We start from the raw sequence: 17,707 nt of genomic DNA on the forward strand, positions 1-17,707 counted from the left end.
TCACAAATACACAATCATAAGTGTCCAATAGCATATTGGATATTATCGCGTTCACTTTTTAAAGTGAACGTTTTTATTTTTTGTGCATTTAATAGGAATACATGAAAAAATCCGTTACAATAAAAGCGTTATCAAAAAAAGTAAACTAATTTACAGGGAGCAATTATTGTCATGGAGAATGCATCGAAAGTCCAAACAGAGACGCTGCTGTCAGAAGTATATGTCTTAAATAAAAAATTCAATCAAAATGGGGATATTGAAAGAGCAGAAAAAGCCCTTTTATTGTCACAAAAGATATTCAAAGGTGAGTTCATTGCCGCTTTTACCGGCCATTTTTCTGCCGGTAAATCAACTATGATCAATAAGCTGCTTGGGGAACAGGTCCTTCCATCCAGTCCGATTCCTACAAGCGCTAATCTAGTGAAAATCAGAAGCGGTTCTGAAGATTATGCAATGGTGCATTATCGCTACAGGGCCCCACTTTTGTTTCCATCACCATATGATTTCAAAAAGATAAAGGAATTCTGTAAAAATGGAGAAGATGTTCAATCCATTGAAATTGAGAAGAACGATAGCAGGATACCTAAAGGTGTCACAGTCATGGATACACCAGGAGTCGATTCGACTGATGATGCCCATCGATTATCCACAGAATCTGCCATCCATTTAGCAGATATCGTTTTTTATGTAATGGATTATAACCATGTTCAGTCAGAACTGAACTTTGTTTATACAAAGGAATTATTGAAACACGGGACAGAGCTTTACCTGATTGTCAATCAAATCGATAAACATCGGGACGAAGAGCTAGATTTCCATGATTTCAAGGAATCTGTCATCCGCTCATTTGAATCTTGGAATGTACACCCTAAAGGAATCTTTTTTACTTCAACGAAAGATGCCCAGGTTCTATTTAATCAATTTAAAGAGGTTCAATCCCTAATTTCTGAGAAAATGAAGGAAAAAGATGCATTTGTGCACCGCTCAGCCGTAGCAGCTATAAGCCGTCTGAAAGAAGAACATGAAGCATGGCTGAAATCGGAGGAAGAATCAAGGTTGTCTCCTCTTAAGGAAATACTCGATTCCATTCCTGAAACAGATTACTTAACAATGCTTGAGAAAGAAGGGCGGTTAGAGGCTGAACTAGCTCAAATAAAAGACAATCAGGAAAACTGGAAAGGATCGATTGGGAAGGAGATCGATGTTCTTCTTAAAAATGCTTACTTGCTTCCATTTGAAACGCGGAGTTTTGCTGAAGCATACTTGCAATCTATCCAATCTGATTTTAAAGTAGGCTTCCTTTTTGGGAAGAAAAAGACAGAAGATGAAAGAAAAGCGAGGCTTTCTGCTTTCTATGAGAGCTTGAAAGTGCAGGTTCAATCACAGTTGGAATGGCATCTGAGACAATTGTTCACTGATCAATATAATGAACTGGCTTTGGATGTCCCAAGCATTTTGCAGCAGGCACAGAAAATTGAAGTCTCATTTGACGAACAACTGCTGAAGGATATGGTGAAAAAAGGGGCAGGAGCAACAGGGGATTATGTCCTGAACTATACGAACGATATTGCAGATGCACTGAAGAAGAAAGCAAAAGAGGCTTCGGTAAATCTGATTGAGAAGTATAGAGAAGCTATTTCAGATCTTGGCAGGGCTGAGGAAGACAGGATTTCTTTAGAGCTGGAAGGAATAAAGGAAAAGGCAGATGCGGTTAGGAAGATGATGAAAGTCAGTGAACAAACGGCTGAGAAAACCGCCTTTTTCAATCAAAGCATTGAACCCAATGACAGTGAAATTCAAATGTATATTTCGGAATTGGAAAATTCTCATTCTAATGTTGAGGTTTACAATCCTGACAATGATTTGGAAGAGGATACCTTTGACGCCGGAGACGGAAAAGCCGTTCAGGATGATGAAGGGAATGCACCTGCAGCATCATCTCATAACATTTCTGTTTCTGAAATGGCAGATAAATTAAGAAGGGCTGCAGCAGCGGTCAAAGGGAAGGTCGGCTTTGATAAGACCGCGCGATTATTGATGGAGAAAGCGGATAGGCTTGGCAATCGTGCCTTTACCATTTCATTATTCGGGGCATTCAGTGCAGGGAAATCTTCGTTTGCTAATGCGCTATTAGGTGAAAAAGTTCTTCCTGTCTCACCTAATCCGACTACCGCTTCTATTAACCGAATATGCCCGCCGACAGAAGAATATGTACACGGGACAGCTGTAGTCCATTTCAAATCGAAGGAGAATATGCTCGCAGATATTCAACAGTCACTGAAAATGTTTGGTTCGGCATGCTCCACATTGGATGAAGCGGTGGAAAAAATCCCATCCATTCTTAAAGGGAATAATGGGGAAGGGAAAGAAAAAGTACATCTTTCATTTTTAGATGCTTTCCAAAAAGGATATGGGCAGTATGGCGGCCGTCTTGGTGAAATATTATCAGTGGATATGGACGATTTTAAAGGGTTTGTAGCCAATGAACGCCAGTCATGTTTCGTCGAATCCATTGATTTGCACTATGATTCCCCATTAACCCGAATGGGGATCACTTTGGTGGATACACCAGGGGCAGATTCGATCAATGCACGCCATACCGGGGTTTCATTCGAATATATTAAAAACTCGGACGCAATCCTTTTTGTCACCTATTACAATCATGCATTTTCAAAAGCTGACAGGGAATTCTTGATTCAACTTGGTCGTGTTAAGGATGCTTTTGAACTTGATAAAATGTTCTTTATTGTGAATGCCATAGATCTGGCAGAGTCAGAAGATGAAAAAGAAGAAGTGTTAAACTATGTAAATGATCAACTTCTTACCTATGGAATAAGGAATCCAAGACTATATGGGGTCTCAAGCCTGCTTGCCTTGCAGGAAAGCAGCATTGAGCAATCAAAGATTCAACAATTCAGCAGGGCTTTTGAATCCTTCCTTGAACATGATTTAACAGCCATGGCCATTGATTCAGCCAATAGAGAATTAGAAAAGGTGGCAGAGAGAGTTAATCAGATCATCCTTAGCTCCGAAAAATCCATTGAAGAAAAAGAAATGAATAAGAGAGCGTTGAAGGAAAGTCTCGCTGCTTTAATGGATGTTTTTTCTGCGGCAGACAGCAATGATATCCTCCTAAGGCTTGAACAAGAGATATCCGAACTCTTGCATTATGTTCATCAAAGAGTATTTTTCAGATTTTCAGATTTCTTCAAGGAGTCATTTAATCCCGCACTCCTTCAAAAAAATGATAGAAAATTGCTTGAAACCGCTCTGAATGATTTAGTTTCCACATTAGGATTCGATTTTTCTCAGGAAATGAGGGCCACTGCTCTTAGACTTGAAAATAAAGCAAAAAAATGGCTGATCGGACAGTTTGATGATCTGCAGCATAAGACAAAAAGGATCAATAATGAATTGGTTTTCAATCAATATCAGCCAGCGGATAAGGCAAGCATGACGTTCGAAGATGCCTTCAAGGGCGACGATCTTGCCTACTTGGAAAAATCCTTTAAATATTTTAAAAACCCAAAATCATTCTTTGAGAAGAATGAGAAAAAAGCTATGCAGGAAGAATTGGAAGGTTTGTTAAAACCTGCTGCTCAAAACTACTTGGATGAACAAAAGATAAAAATGGAACAATCATTTGGCGACTATATTAATCAGCAATTCAACATTCTTTTGGATTCCGTAAAAGAGGACTGTCATGACCAATACACGGCATGGGAAGAAGTCTTGAGCCAGGATGTAGATGTAAGTGAGTGGAAAGAAATCAGGACGGCTCTAGAGAAAAGGATTTGATAAGGATGCGGGCACACGGAAAAAATCCTTATCATGTCTGCGCATCCTGCATCCATTTTGAAGCTTCCAAGGTTAACGGCCATATGAAATATTACTGCAAAAGACTTGGATATGAAACGAAGCCAGATTACGTATTTAACTGCTGGGATCCAAAAAAGAAAGTGAAGGATTTGATGATCAAACGTTCGAAGGAGGCAGAACTTTGAAATACATCATTGAGTTAGAAGAATTGCAGAAGATGATGCAAAAAGGGGAAGAATTCAGACTGATCGACTGTCGCTTTTATCTAGGGAGTCCAGAAAAGGGCAGGGAGGAATATCAAAAAGGCCATATTCCAGGTTCAATCTATTTGGATTTGGAAAAGGATTTGTCTTCTCCGGTAAGGGAACATGGAGGGAGACATCCACTGCCCCACATGGAGGGATTTAAATCAACGCTTGAGAAGGCGGGGATTGATCCTGATATGAAAGTAGTCATTTATGACGGAGGAGATGGCGCTTTTGCTGGACGGTGCTGGTGGCTTTTGAAGTACGCAGGCCATAAAGAAGCCTTCATTCTAAATGGAGGATATCAATTGTGGCTTGATGAGGACCTTCCGATAGACAAAGAAATTCCCTCCTATGAGCCCAGAAATTATGAACTTCACATCAAAAATGATATGCTCGCAGGCTGCGAGGAAGTCAAAGAAGTATCTGAAGGCAAAAAGAACGCGATATTGATTGATTCGAGGTCCTATTCTCGATACATAGGGAAAGAGGAGCCAATCGATAAAATTGCAGGGCATATACCTGGTGCTGTGAATAAAGACTGGTCAGAAGGATTCGAGGATGGGAAATGGAAGACGATTGAAGATCAGATAGAAAGATTTTCAGAGTTCCAAAAAGAAGATCCCCTTATTGTTTATTGCGGATCCGGTGTCACTGCAACTCCGAATGTGCTTTCCCTTTTGGAGGCGGGTTACAAAAATGTGAAGCTATATGCCGGAAGCTACAGTGACTGGGTATCTTATCCTGAAAATCCTGTAGAAAATATAAGCAAGAAATGATGAACGTGTTATAATGTTTGACCGAAGGAGTGATAATTTTGGATCGTCAGCAAAATCTGCTATTAATTGATGGAATGGCTTTATTATTCCGTTCCTTTTACGCAACAGCGGTGACTGGACAATATATGATTAATTCGAACGGAACTCCTACTAATGCTGTCCAAGGCCTAATGAAGCATCTGTTGACTGCAGTGAATGCAGTAAAGCCCACTCACGCAGCTGTCTGCTGGGATATGGGAAGCAAAACCTTCCGCAACGAATTATTTGTGGATTACAAATCTAATCGCGAAGCTCCCCCAGTTGAGATGCTGCCGCAATTTGATTTGGCAAAAGAAGTCGTCTCCGGATTCCAGCTGCCCAATATCGGACTGGCCGGGTATGAAGCGGACGATTGCATCGGAACCATTGCAAAGTCTGTAGACCCTTCCACAAAAGTCACTATCTTGACAGGTGATAAAGATTTGCTTCAATTATTGGATGATCACATTGAAGTCCTTATCCTGCAAAAAGGATTCGGGAATTATCAATGGTACACAAAAAATGGTTTCTTCGAAGAGAAGGGCATCACACCGAGGCAGTTTATCGATGTAAAAGCTTTGATGGGAGATTCCAGTGATGGTTATCCCGGGGTCAAAGGAATCGGAGAGAAGACTGCATTGAAGCTGATACAGGAACATTCCTCTATTGAAGGAGTATTAGAGAATCTTGATAAATTAACTCCAGGACAGCGCAAAAAAATTGAAGGTGATCTGGAAATGCTTCATCTTTCAAGGAGACTGGCTGAAATCCACTGCGAAGTGCCGATTGATTTTGAACATGGGCTGGCTGAATGGAGCAAAGTGCCTCAAAGCTGTGTTGAAATAGTCAACTCTCTAGAATTAAGATCATTGGGAAGATATTTAGTGCAAAATCATGGCTTAGAGGAATATATTGGATAGTCAAACGCCATTATAATCAAAGCTTGGGGGTAGTCCCCCAAGCTTTTTATCATTGAAGGTTGAAAAGCTTATCGTTGTCATTCGGTGTCGAAAAGGGATGACAAAAGAAACGGATTTAAGGTAAGATTAAAGAGCAGAAATAGGTAAGGATGGGGAGAGTAAAGTGAAAAAGGATCTTTCTTTAGGGGAATTTCTGCTTGATATGAAAGGTAGAGGCTTTAAATTTGAACAAGATGCAATCGGATTCATATATTTCGGCCAGCGCTCTACCGATGCATCCGATCAACTCGTAAAATTTGCCATTGAAATAACTTTAAAGACGCAGAAAACATTTGACGGGAGCTTTTACATTTCGCTCCTTGAAACATTGAAAGAAAATGAAATCAATTCCCGCCATAAAGCTTTACAATTTGTAAAGGATATTGGGCTGCTTGCTTAAAAACAGGTGCATAGATTTTAGATGCACCTGTTTTTTTGGCATTTGCATTTTAAACAATGACAAATGTTGTTCCACACACAAACGCAACAAATATTAAAAGAAGGTCATATACCCATTTCCTTGTCATTCGTTCATTTCTCCATTCTCGCGGATCGCTCTTCTTGCAAGTTCATCTGCCCGATTCTCCTTGCTCGGAATCCATTTGATAAAAAAGAGGTCCAGCTGCTTTGAAAGCTCCAATCCCTTTTCAAAGATGACCCGGTATTTTTCTTTTTTGACGAATTCTTTCTCAACCGCCCCCACTACTGCTTTTGAGTCAGTCCGGACTGAAACGATTCGATAACCTTTCTCAACGCAAATCTCCATTGCCTTTAAGAAGGAAACAAATTCAGCTTCATGATTGTTCATTTTCCCGAGAGGAAACGTATATCTTTCAACGGATCCATTATTATTTATGAATACTCCCGCCCCGCTAGGACCGGGATCCCCTGCGCTTGCACCATCTATATATACTTCAACCATTCCTTACGCCGCCTTTCAATTCAATGAAGGATTTTTTTAAAAAAATGTGAGAAAATAGATAAACGAATTGAAATTCGATAAGATTATAAATACTTAATAATTATAGCGGGGGTGCCATGTTTGTACAACCGCATCCCATCCTATTTGAAGGGGAGATGAATATGCAGGCAAAAATAAATTGGAAGTATAAAGGTGTCTATCCTGCTGAATTTCAGTCAGATTGGATTCCCTTCGATAAAGTAGAAGTGATCATTAATGATTTAATCAAAACAGGGCGTGTCGCAGAACTTTCCATCGAAGATGAAATGGGGAGCAAATGGAATCAAAAAGAATTTCTAAAACTTCAACAAAAAGTTGAGCAGGAACCCCATGATGTAATTGTCTATTTTGATGGTGGGTTTAAAAAAGACGATGGGATTTCAGGGGTTGGAGTGGCTGTTTATTATAAAAAAGGAAAAGAGCAATGGAGGGTACGGGAAAATGAAAGACTTCTCCAGCTTGAGTCCAACAATGAAGCTGAATATGCTGCTCTATATACCTCATTGAATATCCTTGAGGAACTTGGGGTTTCATCAATCCCTTGTACGTTTAAAGGGGATTCCCAAGTGGTATTGAATCAACTGACCGGAGAATGGCCTTGTTTTGATGAGGTGTTTAATAAATGGCTTGATAAAATCGAAGAAAAAATGAAGCGGCTCCGAATAAAAGCCAACGTGGAAGTCATTTCGAGGAATCATAATAAAGAGGCAGATAAGCTTGCACAGCAGGCATTGGATGGTATAAAAGTTCATAGTAATGGAATGATCAATAAAAGTGATGAGGATTGAAAGGGATGGCAAGTTTTGAATAGACAAGAATTATACGCAGAATTGGAAGAGATCCTTGCAACTTATTGTGAAGATTGCTTTTTAAAAGCCTATCATCGCAAGGAGTTTGGTAAAACGAATGCACATAAATTTTGTATTCAAAAGTGTACAGTTGGCCAAAAATTAAAAGAATACGGCAAGAAGCTGTCTTGAGTAGAGGCAAAAAAAGAATAACAAAAAAAGGCTGACAAAATGTCAGCCTTTATATTTTTTTCAGGAATTATAATTTTACAACGTTAGCAGCTTGTGGTCCACGGTTTCCTTCAACGATTTCAAAAGAAACTTCTTGGCCTTCTTCTAATGATTTGAAGCCGTCGCCTTGAATAGCTGTGAAATGTACGAATACATCGTCTCCGCCTTCAACTTCGATGAATCCAAAACCTTTTTCGTTGTTAAACCATTTTACTTTACCGTTTTGCATGCTTAAATCCTCCTAAATGTACACAAGCATCTTGAGATGCTTTCAAAAATATTATCATTTATATATAGCTTTTATGTATGTAAATAAAAGTATACTAAATGATGACTTAAATATACAACATCAATAATCGTTAGTCAAGAAGCTGAAGACGGAGTAGTTGAAATTTTCAACTTTTTTAATATGAGCGGCATACCGGGCTGTAATCACTTGCTTTGCTTGTTAAATGACCGGAACTATAGTAAACTTTTAATGATTGGTTAAAATGTTGTGTATTGGAGGATATGGGATGCCGACACCCAGTATGGAAGATTACATAGAACAAATATATTTGTTGATTGAAAATAAAGGCTATGCCCGTGTTTCGGATATAGCAGATGCCCTTTCCGTCCATCCCTCCTCAGTTACTAAAATGGTTCAAAAGCTAGATAAGGACGATTATTTAATTTATGAAAAGTATAGAGGGTTGATTTTGACCCCTAAAGGGAAGAAAATCGGGAAACGATTGGTTTACCGCCACGAACTTCTTGAACAGTTTTTGAAGATGATTGGCGTAAAAGAAGAGCATATTTATGAAGATGTTGAAGGGATTGAGCATCATTTAAGCTGGGATTCAATTGACCGCATTGGTGACCTTGTTCAGTATTTTGAAGAAGAACCAGTGAGGATTGAAAATCTTAAATCTCTACAAGACAAAAGCGACGAATAAAATTGTATTGATACCGCAAACTAATAAAATCCATCCTTGTTTTATGAAGGATGGATTTTTTAATACTTCATGAATTTTTCTGTCAATAAATCGGGGGAAATAGGTTGAAGCCGGGATCTTCTGAATCCGTGTGTGATAAAAAAGAAAACCCATCAGAGTCCCCTTGAATTTCAACGTTGGAAATGATTCCGTCCTCAGCTTCAGCAAGTGCCTTTTGGTAGGAAATGATTCTTCCGGTATTTGTCTCAAAACTTATGATCTTCCCATTGTGATTACGCTGCACCTTTACAATCGATTCCATAAACATCCTCCTTTTTTTAAAAAGTATGCCCGATTAGCATAATCTTAATATTGGCAGGAGTTTTTAGGTTTATCCATAATATATAAAGAAGGAAATAGATTTAGAGGAGTGGATGGAGTGGCATATAATTGGCATGAAAAAGCAGAAAAGGATTGGGATGATAGAGCTGATTTCTGGCATGCAAACAGTAAAGAGATGTGGGAAACCGGGAGCAGGAAGGACATCGTCCCTTTCTTTAAAGAATATGTTCCATTAGATGGTGAAATTGGTGATCTCGGGTGTGGTGATGGCTGCGGTGCTTTCTTATTATCAAAAGAGGGCTATCGTGTAACAGGGATGGATATTTCGCCAAGGATGGTTGAAATGTCCAACGCTTACAAAAGTGAAAGACTCGATTTCATAGTGGGTGATTTAAATCGAATCCCGTTTCAGGAAAATGAACTTTCCGGTGTTATGGCAATCAACTCATTGGAATGGACAGAAGATCCTTTCAAGGTGTTGAAGGACATACTTCAAAGTGTTAAAAAAGGTGGATATGCATTATTTGGAATCCTTGGTCCGACAGCCCAGCCGAGAATCAACAGCTTTGCCAGATTGACCGGACAACAAGTTATCTGCAATACGATGATGCCATGGGAATTCGAAAAACTGGCGGAACTGGCAGGATGGGAAAAAATCGCTGAACGGCATGTCCTGAAAAGGGGAGTGGACAAAAAGATGGCAGATCAATTGTCCAGCGAATTAAAGCAAGCATTGAGTTTTATGACATTATTCATGCTAAAAGCGTAAAGAGGAAGGGTTGACAATGATGGATCAACGTTATTCGATTCAGGAATTCATACAGGCTACAGAACAGCAGGATAAAGGTCAGGGACTATTCGAATTGGAGACCCCCCGCTTTCTTGAAGTAAACCTTGAAGGGAAGGTTTGGGCTAAGACAGGTTCAATGATTTCATACAGGGGTCAAGTGAAATTTACGCGAGAAGGCATTTTGGAACATGGAATAGGAAAAATGTTTAAAAAAGCACTCACGGGTGAAGGGACGACCCTCATGAAAGCTTCCGGTAGCGGAAAACTTTATCTGGCTGACCAAGGAAAGAAAATATCCATTTTGAATCTTCAAGGGGAAAGCCTTTTTGTAAACGGCAATGACCTATTGGCATTTGAAGAAACGATTGATTGGGATATCAAGTTAATGAAAAGGATTGCCGGGATTATTTCCGGCGGGCTTTTTAATGTGAAGCTTAAGGGGATAGGCATGGTTGCCATCACCTCTCATTATGAACCTCTGACATTGCTGGTGGAACCCGGTAATCCGGTATATACCGACCCAAACGCTACAGTGGCATGGTCGGGTAATTTAAGCCCCGAGTTTGTGACAGATATTTCATTGAAAACATTTTTTGGAAGAGGCAGCGGAGAGTCCATCCAAATGAAATTCGAAGGACATGGATTTGTCGTTGTACAGCCATTTGAAGAAGTCTATTATTCTCAACAATCTTAATCAGTTTGAAGTTTACATACTCTGGAGGTAGGATGCATGGAAACAAAGCCGGTTTATAAATCAGATATTCAAATTGCCCAGGAAGCGGTAATGGAGCCCATCAGTGTTATTGCAGCGAAAATTGGATTGGGACCAGACGATATAGAATTGTACGGGAAATATAAAGCAAAAATCAGTTATGAGGCGATCAATAATCTGCCTCAGACAGATGAGGGAAAGATCATTTTGGTGACTTCAATCAACCCCACCCCGGCAGGTGAAGGGAAATCCACTGTAACAGTCGGTTTGGGTGATGCATTGAGCCAGCTTGGGAAGAAGACCATCATTGCGATGAGGGAGCCTTCCCTTGGTCCGACAATGGGAATCAAAGGAGGAGCTGCGGGCGGAGGCTATTCGCAGATTCTTCCCATGGAAGATATCAACTTGCATTTTACAGGCGACATCCATGCCATCACTGCGGCTAATAATGCCTTATCTGCATTGATTGATAATCATATTCATCAAGGGAATGAATTGAAAATCGATCCAAGAAGGATTATTTGGAAAAGGGTGCTTGATATAAACGATAGGGCACTCCGAAAAGTGGTCATCGGCTTGGGTGGGCCCGTTCAAGGTGTTCCAAGGGAAGATGGATTTGATATTACTGTTGCTTCCGAAATCATGGCGGTGCTCTGCCTTGCAGTTGATCTGAAAGATTTGAAAAAAAGGATCTCTTCTATTGTGGTCGCCTACAATGTGGATAAAGAGCCAGTGACAGTAGGAGATTTAGGTGTTGAAGGAGCATTGACGCTTCTTTTAAAAGATGCACTGAAGCCCAACCTGGTACAGACTGTAGAGCATACACCTGCTCTTGTCCATGGCGGACCGTTTGCAAATATTGCCCATGGTTGCAACAGCGTCATGGCAACCAAAACAGCAGCTAAACTGGCTGATTTCGTCGTTACAGAATCTGGATTCGGGGCGGATTTAGGTGCAGAAAAATTCCTGCATATCAAATCCAGGGCTGCTGGGTTAAAACCGAGTGCAGTTGTCATCGTTGCAACAATCAGAGCGTTGAAAATGCATGGTGGAGTCATTAAAACAGAATTAATGACAGAAAATGTACAGGCGCTTGAAAAGGGTCTAGATAACCTAAAGAAGCACATTGAAACGATTAAACAGTTCGAACTTCCTTTTGTAGTGGCTGTCAATCGTTTCGTGACTGATACAAAGGAGGAAGTCTCTCTCCTGTTGAAGTGGTGCGAAGAAAATGGAGTATCTGCATCTTTGACAGAGGTGTGGGAACATGGTGGAAAAGGTGGATTGGATTTAGGGGAAAAAGTTATTCAAGCGATTCAAAATCAAGAAAATAACTTTCACTCCCTGTATGATGTTTCCGATTCATTAGAAGAAAAAATAACGGCAATCGTTCAAAAAGTTTATGGAGGCAAGGGTGTTGAATTCTCTACAAAAGCATTCAGGCAACTGAAGGAAGCTGAAAAAAATGGATGGGGACATTTGCCAGTATGCATGGCCAAGACACAGTACTCGCTGTCAGATGACCCTAATAAGCTCGGAAGGCCATCTGAATTTACTATTCACGTCAGGGAATTAATTCCAAAGCTTGGGGCAGGATTTGTCGTTGCTTTGACCGGGGATGTCATGACCATGCCAGGTTTGCCAAAGAAACCAGCAGCAAATGGCATGGACGTTGACGATGAGGGAAGAGCTGTCGGTCTATTCTAAAAAAGGTTTCTAATTAGCAAAAATAATAAATAGATTATATTAACTTTGGGGAGATAGCTATGTTTGATCCTACGGCATATGAAAATTTAAAGGTCGTTCTTGAAGGTGCGCTGTATGATCTTGATTTAAGCGGGGAAATCAAGGTCATTGGCCGGAAGGACTCAATTGATCTCGCATCTCTTTCAAGACTGTATGAAGTCACGGCTTCTCTATCTTCTAAAGAATGCCGAATCACCGCTTCCATCAGGATAGAAGCAGGGTTGCAGCAATTGGCATCAGAGCTGCTGGCTCTTACTGACAGTTCTCCAGGTGTAGTTGCCGAGATCGAGTTTAAAGGGGACCAAGTAGATCTTACAGACCGAAATATCAATTTGATTAAAGAAATGTGGGGGACGGATAGAGAATTCGAGGAAAAAAACATTATTTCTTCCTTGAATCCACCTGCCAGATCTCTCCTTTTGACCTTTAATCGGATTATTACAGAAGAAATGGTTGATGATTTGCTGGAGATGACACATCACACAGTAAAAACACTGACAGCCCTTAGCAGATAGGGGATAGACAAGGGGGAAATGGATTGAAGATTGCCTGGGTGACCGACAGCACAGTGTGTTTGGATGAAGAGCTTTCATCCCATCCTGATTTGTATGTGCTGCCAATGACAATTCTGTTGGATGAGGAAGAATATCTTGATGGGGTGACCCTTGGACCGGTAGAACTTTATGAAAAGCTGAAAGGACTAAAAAATGCACCAAAGTCCTCACAGCCATCAGTCGGTTCCTTTGTAGAACTATATTCAAAACTAAAAGACGAATATGATTCCATTATTTCCATCCACGTATCTTCACATTTAAGTGGTACCTATTCCACTGCCGTACAGGCGGCCAATATGATTGACCATCCCATAAAGGTGATAGATTCGAAGATTTTATCATATCCGCTCTCATATCTTATCAAACTTGGGATGAAAGTTATTTCAGACGGAGGTTCGAGTGAAGAAGCTGTTGAAGTAATAGGGGATTTATTGAAATCAAATGAAACTTATGTACTTGTCGGAAGTATAGAACAGCTTCATAGAAGCGGGCGAATGAATGGGCTTCAATTTTTCATTGGCAGCTTTATGAATATCAAGCCGATCATTTCCATTTCAGATGGACAATTGCTTGTAAAGGAAAAGGTGCGGAGCGGAAAAAAAGGGTTAGAAAAAATGGCGGATTATATAAAAGATTCTTCTGATAAAGGGGCTATTAAGGAAATCTTTATTTTATATGGTCTCCATGATGAAGAAGCTTTAAAATGGAAGAATAATATTAAGGTGATGTTTCCTGTTGTTAAATGTTCAATACATCCACTCGGGGCGGTCATCGGTCTGCATGCAGGCGAACATACATTAGGAATCAGCTGGTTCTGTGAAAGTTAATCAATTTATTTCAACTTAAAACGTAAAAGCTGGCAAATGCCGGCTTTTTTTATCGTTTATGAAATTATAAAAATGTTACCTTGTAGATAACTTTAAAGTAAGTTAATCTACGTCCAGCTCCAGCGCCTAGCCCCTCGAGTCATAAGCCGTACCTCTACGGAAATCAGGATTTCCTTCGAGTTCCGTCTTATGCTGGTCGGGTCTGATCGAGGCGCTTGCGCTTTTGTTCTGTCAAAAAGTATGAAGTTGTTAAAGGCTAAGGGGATAACATGATAAAATATGATCAAGGAAGTGGTTTGATAATGAAAGATTGTATCAGGAAGACAGAGGAATTTGTGAAGAGCTGTCTAAAAGGTGATTCATCAGGACATGACTGGCATCATATTGACAGGGTCAGGAAAATGGCGCTTCACATCGCAGATCAAGAAAACGAAGGCGATCGTTTTATTATAGAGATGGCCGCTCTTTTGCATGATATTCCCGATGAGAAGCTGAATGAGGATATAGAAAAAGGGAAAAGGATCCTTTCGGAATGGATTGATTCCTGTTCTTTGCAGAAAGAACAGGAACAGCACATCCTTGAAATCATTTACAGCATTTCTTTCAATGGCGGCCATGAAGCAGAATTGAATTCAGTGGAAGCAATGATTGTAAGGGATGCAGATCGCCTGGATGCTATCGGAGCGATAGGGATTGCCCGGACTTTTGCATACGGTGGAAAGAAAGGATCGCCCATGTATGATCCTGCCATCAATGTCAGAAAGAATATGACGAAAGAGGAGTACCGCCAAGGGAAATCTTCCTCAATACATCATTTTTATGAAAAACTATTAGTGCTTCAAGAAAAAATGATGACCAATACAGCGAAAGAAATCGCTAATGAGCGCCATCATTTCATGGAACAATTTTTAGAGCAATTTTATAAAGAATGGAATGGTTATGAATGAAAATGTTCTCAGTTGAACAACTATCTAAATCTTATGGAGAAAAAGATCTCTTTAATAATATTTCATTTACAATATCAGAAAAAAATAGAATTGGTTTAATCGGGGTAAATGGGACAGGCAAGTCGAGTCTTTTGAAATTGATTGCTGGGATCGACCTTCCTGATACTGGGGAGATGAGTGCTCCAAAGGATTATACAATTGGCTACCTTCCTCAGGAACCTGAGGTCAATGAAGAAATATCGGTGCTCGATCAGGTATTTCTGAGCGAAGCCAAAATCATCCGGCTTCTCAAAGTATATGAGGAGACCCTATTAAAGCTTGAAATACAGCCTGAGAACGAAGAGATCCAGCAGCAGCTTTTCAGGCTCCAAAAAGATATGGATGCAAATCAGGCATGGGAAGCAAATTCAGCCGCAAAAACGATATTAATGAAGCTGGGAATAACAGATTTCAAGCAAAAAATGGCGGAACTTTCCGGAGGTCAGAGGAAACGGGTGGCTCTTGCCCAGGTGCTTATCGAGACTCCGGACCTCCTGATACTGGATGAGCCTACCAACCACCTCGACTATGAATCTGTAAAATGGCTGGAAGATTATCTGTCAAAATACAGCGGTTCCTTGCTGCTCGTTACTCATGACCGGTACTTTCTTGATTATGTCACAAATAAAATATTTGAACTTGATAATGGCTCCCTTTATGAATACAAAGGAAATTATCAGGATTTTATTGAAGCAAAAGCCCTTCGGGAAGAGCAGATGGCCGCATCGGAGGATAAAAGAAGGAATCTTTACCGCAATGAGCTTGCCTGGATGAGAAGAGGCGCTAAAGCAAGGTCGACTAAACAAAAGGCGCGGATACAGCGCTTTGAATCCATTGAGTCTCAATTGGGAAGCGTTCCTGCTAAAGAACAAGTGGAAATGTCTTTTAAAGGAAGCAGGCTTGGAAAACAAGTTCTTGAATTTTCAAATGCTCAGAAATCATTTGGAGATAAATGTATCTTGAAGGATTTTGATTGGCTTGTGAAACCGGGAGACCGTTTTGGCATCGTCGGTAAAAATGGAAGCGGGAAGTCCACTCTTTTAAATATGATCGCCGGCAATATGGTCCTCGATAGCGGGGAGATTAAAATTGGACAGACGGTGAAAATCGCATATTTCCAACAGAACCATGAAGAGATGGATGAAAATATGAGAATGATTGAATATGTCAGGGAATATGGGGACGTCATTGAAACGACAGATGGAGAAACTGTTTCAGCTGCACAAATGCTCGAACGGTTTTTGTTTCCGATGAATTCCCATGGGACGCTTATCAGGAAGCTTTCAGGGGGAGAGAAAAGGCGTCTGTATCTCCTTAGGCTATTGATGCAAAAACCGAATGTGCTCCTGCTTGATGAGCCGACAAATGACTTGGATACTCAGACTCTGACAGTGCTCGAAGATTATATAGAAGAGTTCCCTGGTGTAGTCATCACTGTTTCCCATGACCGCTATTTCTTGGATAAAACGTCAACACAGCTGCTTGTATTTCAAGGGGAAGGAATGATAGTTCCTTTTTACGGGATATACAGTGAATATTTAGAAAAAGAAGCACAGGAGAGTAAAGAGAAGGCGGCTCCAATTAAAATGAAGACGGTCGCAGAAGAGACTCCTAAAAAGAAGAAAATGACCTATATGGAAAAGAAAGAATGGGAAGAAATCGAAGAAAAAATCGCTTCTGCAGAAGAGAAGCTTGAAAACGCGCAGAATGATCTGGAAAATGTCGGCAGTGACTTCGATAAAGCAAGAGTCCTGATGGAAGAGATTGAACAATATAATGAGAATCTGGAAATGCTGATTGAACGGTGGTCCTATTTATCCGAGCTTGCGGATTAGCAGATAAAAAAGTCTTTATGTTACAATGATGATGGATTTTTTCGTGGAAAGGACTGTTTGATTATGAATATTAAATCCATAGAACCCACTCCCAGCCCTAATACAATGAAAATTATTTTGAATCAAGAACTTCCTTCGGGAAAAAGCAATAACTATAAAAAAGAAACTGCTTCCGATGCACCAAAAATCATCCAGGATATCCTGGAGATTGAAGGTGTAAAGGGTGTTTATCATGTTGCAGATTTTTTAGCGGTAGAAAGATATGGGAAGGTGGATTGGCAGGAAATTCTTCCTAAAGTGCGGACGGCTTTTGGTGAAGAAGCTGATGCTAGAGAAGAGGGGATCAAACCCGACGAGCACTTCGGTGAAGTAAATGCCTCCGTACAATTTTTCAAAGGCATTCCAATGCAGATCAAACTGACTGATGGGAATGAGGAAAGAAGATTCGGCCTTCCTGAAGCATATATAACTGCAGTGGGTGCTGCGCAAAAGCAAGAAGATAATGTAGTTTTGGCAAGAAAATGGAAAGACTACGGCATCCGCTACGGAGAACTTGACCAAATCGGTCAAGAACTTAAGGAAGAAATCGTGGCAGCTTATCCTCAATCCAGATTGGATGAACTGGTAAGTGAAGCACAGTCCCCTGAGAAGAAAAGCGAAACAGTACGCCAAAAGAAAAAAGTGACAGTTGAAATGTTTGACAACCCTGATTGGCGCAAAAGATACCAGCTCCTCGATCAAATGGACGATCCTGAGTTGGAGGATCTTCCTCTTCTTGAGCAGGCATTGAATGATGAAAAACCTTCTATTCGCCGTTTGGCTGTCGTATATTTAGGGATGATCGAGGATAAGAGTGTCCTTCCATTTCTATATAAAGGACTTAAGGACAAAACGGTCATGGTAAGGCGGACAGCGGGAGATTGCTTATCCGACTTGGGCTATGAAGAAGCAATGGAAGAAATGATGGAAGCATTGAAGGACACAAGCAAAATTGTCCGATGGCGTGCAGCGATGTTTTTATACGAAGTGGGAGATGAAACGGCGCTTCCAGCTTTAAAGAACGCAGAAAATGATCCTGAATTCGAAGTGAGCCTCCAAGTTAAAATGGCAATTGAAAGAATTGAGGGCGGCGAAGAAGCAAAAGGATCGGTTTGGAAACAAATGACGGAAGCGAGAAATAAGAAAGAAAGAGAATAAAGGA

Annotated in this window: 19 protein-coding genes; 16 read left to right on the plus strand and 3 right to left on the minus strand. The window is 40.4% G+C overall.

Features of this window, described 5'->3' with window-relative positions:
* Window positions 1-171: 171 nt before the first annotated feature.
* The 5 genes from DFR59_RS09365 (at window position 172) to DFR59_RS09385 (ending at window position 6,220) form a co-directional block, all read left to right on the plus strand.
* The gene (locus DFR59_RS09365; RefSeq protein ID WP_114745368.1) at window positions 172-3,798 is read left to right on the plus strand and encodes a dynamin family protein; all 3,627 of its coding nucleotides are present in this window, start codon (window positions 172-174) and stop codon (window positions 3,796-3,798) included.
* 5 nt (window positions 3,799-3,803) lie between these two features.
* On the plus strand, window positions 3,804-4,004 hold the full coding sequence (locus DFR59_RS09370) for a hypothetical protein (protein ID WP_114745369.1): 201 nt from the start codon (window positions 3,804-3,806) through the stop codon (window positions 4,002-4,004).
* The gene (locus tag DFR59_RS09375) at window positions 4,001-4,843 is read left to right on the plus strand and encodes a sulfurtransferase (protein WP_114745370.1); all 843 of its coding nucleotides are present in this window, start codon (window positions 4,001-4,003) and stop codon (window positions 4,841-4,843) included. Before DFR59_RS09370 ends, DFR59_RS09375 begins: the two co-directional genes overlap by 4 nt.
* A 38-nt stretch (window positions 4,844-4,881) precedes the next feature.
* Window positions 4,882-5,781 (plus strand): 5'-3' exonuclease, encoded by a 900-nt coding sequence (locus tag DFR59_RS09380; protein WP_211318542.1) that lies wholly within the window; start codon window positions 4,882-4,884, stop codon window positions 5,779-5,781.
* A 163-nt stretch (window positions 5,782-5,944) separates the two neighbouring features.
* Window positions 5,945-6,220 (plus strand): DUF6123 family protein, encoded by a 276-nt coding sequence (locus tag DFR59_RS09385; protein WP_245948430.1) that lies wholly within the window; start codon window positions 5,945-5,947, stop codon window positions 6,218-6,220.
* Window positions 6,221-6,343: 123 nt separating this feature from the next.
* On the opposite strand, the gene DFR59_RS09390 is transcribed toward DFR59_RS09385, so the two are convergent.
* Window positions 6,344-6,742 (minus strand): reverse transcriptase-like protein, encoded by a 399-nt coding sequence (locus tag DFR59_RS09390; RefSeq protein ID WP_114745371.1) that lies wholly within the window; start codon window positions 6,740-6,742, stop codon window positions 6,344-6,346.
* Window positions 6,743-6,858: 116 nt separating this feature from the next.
* Here DFR59_RS09390 and DFR59_RS09395 point away from each other — a divergent pair, with 116 nt between their 5' ends.
* Window positions 6,859-7,569, plus strand: coding sequence for a reverse transcriptase-like protein (locus tag DFR59_RS09395; RefSeq protein ID WP_245948431.1), 711 nt, complete (start codon window positions 6,859-6,861; stop codon window positions 7,567-7,569).
* A 15-nt stretch (window positions 7,570-7,584) separates the two neighbouring features.
* Window positions 7,585-7,761, plus strand: a complete 177-nt coding sequence (locus tag DFR59_RS09400; RefSeq protein WP_114745373.1) for a zinc-finger domain-containing protein — start codon at window positions 7,585-7,587, stop codon at window positions 7,759-7,761.
* 67 nt (window positions 7,762-7,828) lie between these two features.
* Here the strand turns inward: DFR59_RS09400 and cspD are convergent, their stop codons facing one another.
* Window positions 7,829-8,029: a cold-shock protein CspD gene (gene cspD, locus DFR59_RS09405; protein WP_009791749.1), complete on the minus strand. Its 201-nt coding sequence runs from the start codon at window positions 8,027-8,029 to the stop codon at window positions 7,829-7,831.
* Window positions 8,030-8,315: 286 nt separating this feature from the next.
* Here cspD and mntR point away from each other — a divergent pair, with 286 nt between their 5' ends.
* On the plus strand, window positions 8,316-8,735 hold the full coding sequence (mntR, locus tag DFR59_RS09410) for a transcriptional regulator MntR (protein WP_114745374.1): 420 nt from the start codon (window positions 8,316-8,318) through the stop codon (window positions 8,733-8,735).
* An 82-nt stretch (window positions 8,736-8,817) separates the two neighbouring features.
* Here mntR and DFR59_RS09415 read toward each other — a convergent pair whose 3' ends face one another.
* Entirely contained in the window at window positions 8,818-9,036 is a 219-nt protein-coding gene (locus DFR59_RS09415; protein WP_245948432.1) for a DUF3892 domain-containing protein, read from the minus strand.
* Window positions 9,037-9,153: 117 nt separating this feature from the next.
* Between DFR59_RS09415 and DFR59_RS09420 the strand changes: the two genes are divergently transcribed.
* The 8 genes from DFR59_RS09420 (at window position 9,154) to DFR59_RS09455 (ending at window position 17,703) form a co-directional block, all read left to right on the plus strand.
* Window positions 9,154-9,825 carry a class I SAM-dependent methyltransferase gene (locus DFR59_RS09420; RefSeq protein ID WP_245948433.1) on the plus strand — a complete coding sequence of 224 codons (672 nt, stop codon included), beginning with the start codon at window positions 9,154-9,156 and terminating at the stop codon, window positions 9,823-9,825.
* A gap of 19 nt (window positions 9,826-9,844) precedes the next feature.
* The gene (locus DFR59_RS09425) at window positions 9,845-10,540 is read left to right on the plus strand and encodes an AIM24 family protein (protein ID WP_114745542.1); all 696 of its coding nucleotides are present in this window, start codon (window positions 9,845-9,847) and stop codon (window positions 10,538-10,540) included.
* A 36-nt stretch (window positions 10,541-10,576) separates the two neighbouring features.
* Window positions 10,577-12,265 (plus strand): formate--tetrahydrofolate ligase, encoded by a 1,689-nt coding sequence (locus DFR59_RS09430; protein ID WP_114745376.1) that lies wholly within the window; start codon window positions 10,577-10,579, stop codon window positions 12,263-12,265.
* A 59-nt stretch (window positions 12,266-12,324) separates the two neighbouring features.
* Window positions 12,325-12,819, plus strand: a complete 495-nt coding sequence (locus DFR59_RS09435) for a hypothetical protein (RefSeq protein ID WP_114745377.1) — start codon at window positions 12,325-12,327, stop codon at window positions 12,817-12,819.
* 23 nt (window positions 12,820-12,842) lie between these two features.
* Window positions 12,843-13,685, plus strand: a complete 843-nt coding sequence (locus tag DFR59_RS09440; RefSeq protein WP_114745378.1) for a DegV family protein — start codon at window positions 12,843-12,845, stop codon at window positions 13,683-13,685.
* 269 nt (window positions 13,686-13,954) lie between these two features.
* Complete coding sequence (locus DFR59_RS09445; RefSeq protein ID WP_245948434.1) at window positions 13,955-14,632, plus strand: HD domain-containing protein; 678 nt, start codon at window positions 13,955-13,957, stop codon at window positions 14,630-14,632.
* Window positions 14,629-16,506, plus strand: coding sequence for an ABC-F family ATP-binding cassette domain-containing protein (locus DFR59_RS09450; protein WP_114745379.1), 1,878 nt, complete (start codon window positions 14,629-14,631; stop codon window positions 16,504-16,506). The genes DFR59_RS09445 and DFR59_RS09450 overlap by 4 nt, the downstream gene beginning before the upstream one ends.
* 63 nt (window positions 16,507-16,569) lie before the next feature.
* The gene (locus DFR59_RS09455) at window positions 16,570-17,703 is read left to right on the plus strand and encodes a conserved virulence factor C family protein (RefSeq protein WP_114745544.1); all 1,134 of its coding nucleotides are present in this window, start codon (window positions 16,570-16,572) and stop codon (window positions 17,701-17,703) included.
* Window positions 17,704-17,707: the final 4 nt, after the last annotated feature.

Origin of the sequence: Falsibacillus pallidus (genome assembly GCF_003350505.1) — a bacterium.
Lineage (GTDB): Bacteria > Bacillota > Bacilli > Bacillales > DSM-25281 > Falsibacillus > Falsibacillus pallidus.

What these genes read in the sequence shown, in the direction of transcription:
- mntR (WP_114745374.1), top strand. Translation starts at nt 8,316, where the DNA reads ATGCCGACACCCAGTATGGAAGATTACATAGAACAAATATATTTGTTG.
- DFR59_RS09430 (WP_114745376.1), top strand. Translation starts at nt 10,577, where the DNA reads ATGGAAACAAAGCCGGTTTATAAATCAGATATTCAAATTGCCCAGGAA.
- DFR59_RS09455 (WP_114745544.1), top strand. Translation starts at nt 16,570, where the DNA reads ATGAATATTAAATCCATAGAACCCACTCCCAGCCCTAATACAATGAAA.
- DFR59_RS09415 (WP_245948432.1), bottom strand. Translation starts at nt 9,036, where the DNA reads ATGGAATCGATTGTAAAGGTGCAGCGTAATCACAATGGGAAGATCATA.
- DFR59_RS09365 (WP_114745368.1), top strand. Translation starts at nt 172, where the DNA reads ATGGAGAATGCATCGAAAGTCCAAACAGAGACGCTGCTGTCAGAAGTA.
- DFR59_RS09435 (WP_114745377.1), top strand. Translation starts at nt 12,325, where the DNA reads ATGTTTGATCCTACGGCATATGAAAATTTAAAGGTCGTTCTTGAAGGT.
- DFR59_RS09425 (WP_114745542.1), top strand. Translation starts at nt 9,845, where the DNA reads ATGGATCAACGTTATTCGATTCAGGAATTCATACAGGCTACAGAACAG.
- DFR59_RS09370 (WP_114745369.1), top strand. Translation starts at nt 3,804, where the DNA reads ATGCGGGCACACGGAAAAAATCCTTATCATGTCTGCGCATCCTGCATC.
- DFR59_RS09450 (WP_114745379.1), top strand. Translation starts at nt 14,629, where the DNA reads ATGAAAATGTTCTCAGTTGAACAACTATCTAAATCTTATGGAGAAAAA.
- cspD (WP_009791749.1), bottom strand. Translation starts at nt 8,029, where the DNA reads ATGCAAAACGGTAAAGTAAAATGGTTTAACAACGAAAAAGGTTTTGGA.
- DFR59_RS09390 (WP_114745371.1), bottom strand. Translation starts at nt 6,742, where the DNA reads ATGGTTGAAGTATATATAGATGGTGCAAGCGCAGGGGATCCCGGTCCT.
- DFR59_RS09445 (WP_245948434.1), top strand. Translation starts at nt 13,955, where the DNA reads ATGATAAAATATGATCAAGGAAGTGGTTTGATAATGAAAGATTGTATC.
- DFR59_RS09395 (WP_245948431.1), top strand. Translation starts at nt 6,859, where the DNA reads ATGTTTGTACAACCGCATCCCATCCTATTTGAAGGGGAGATGAATATG.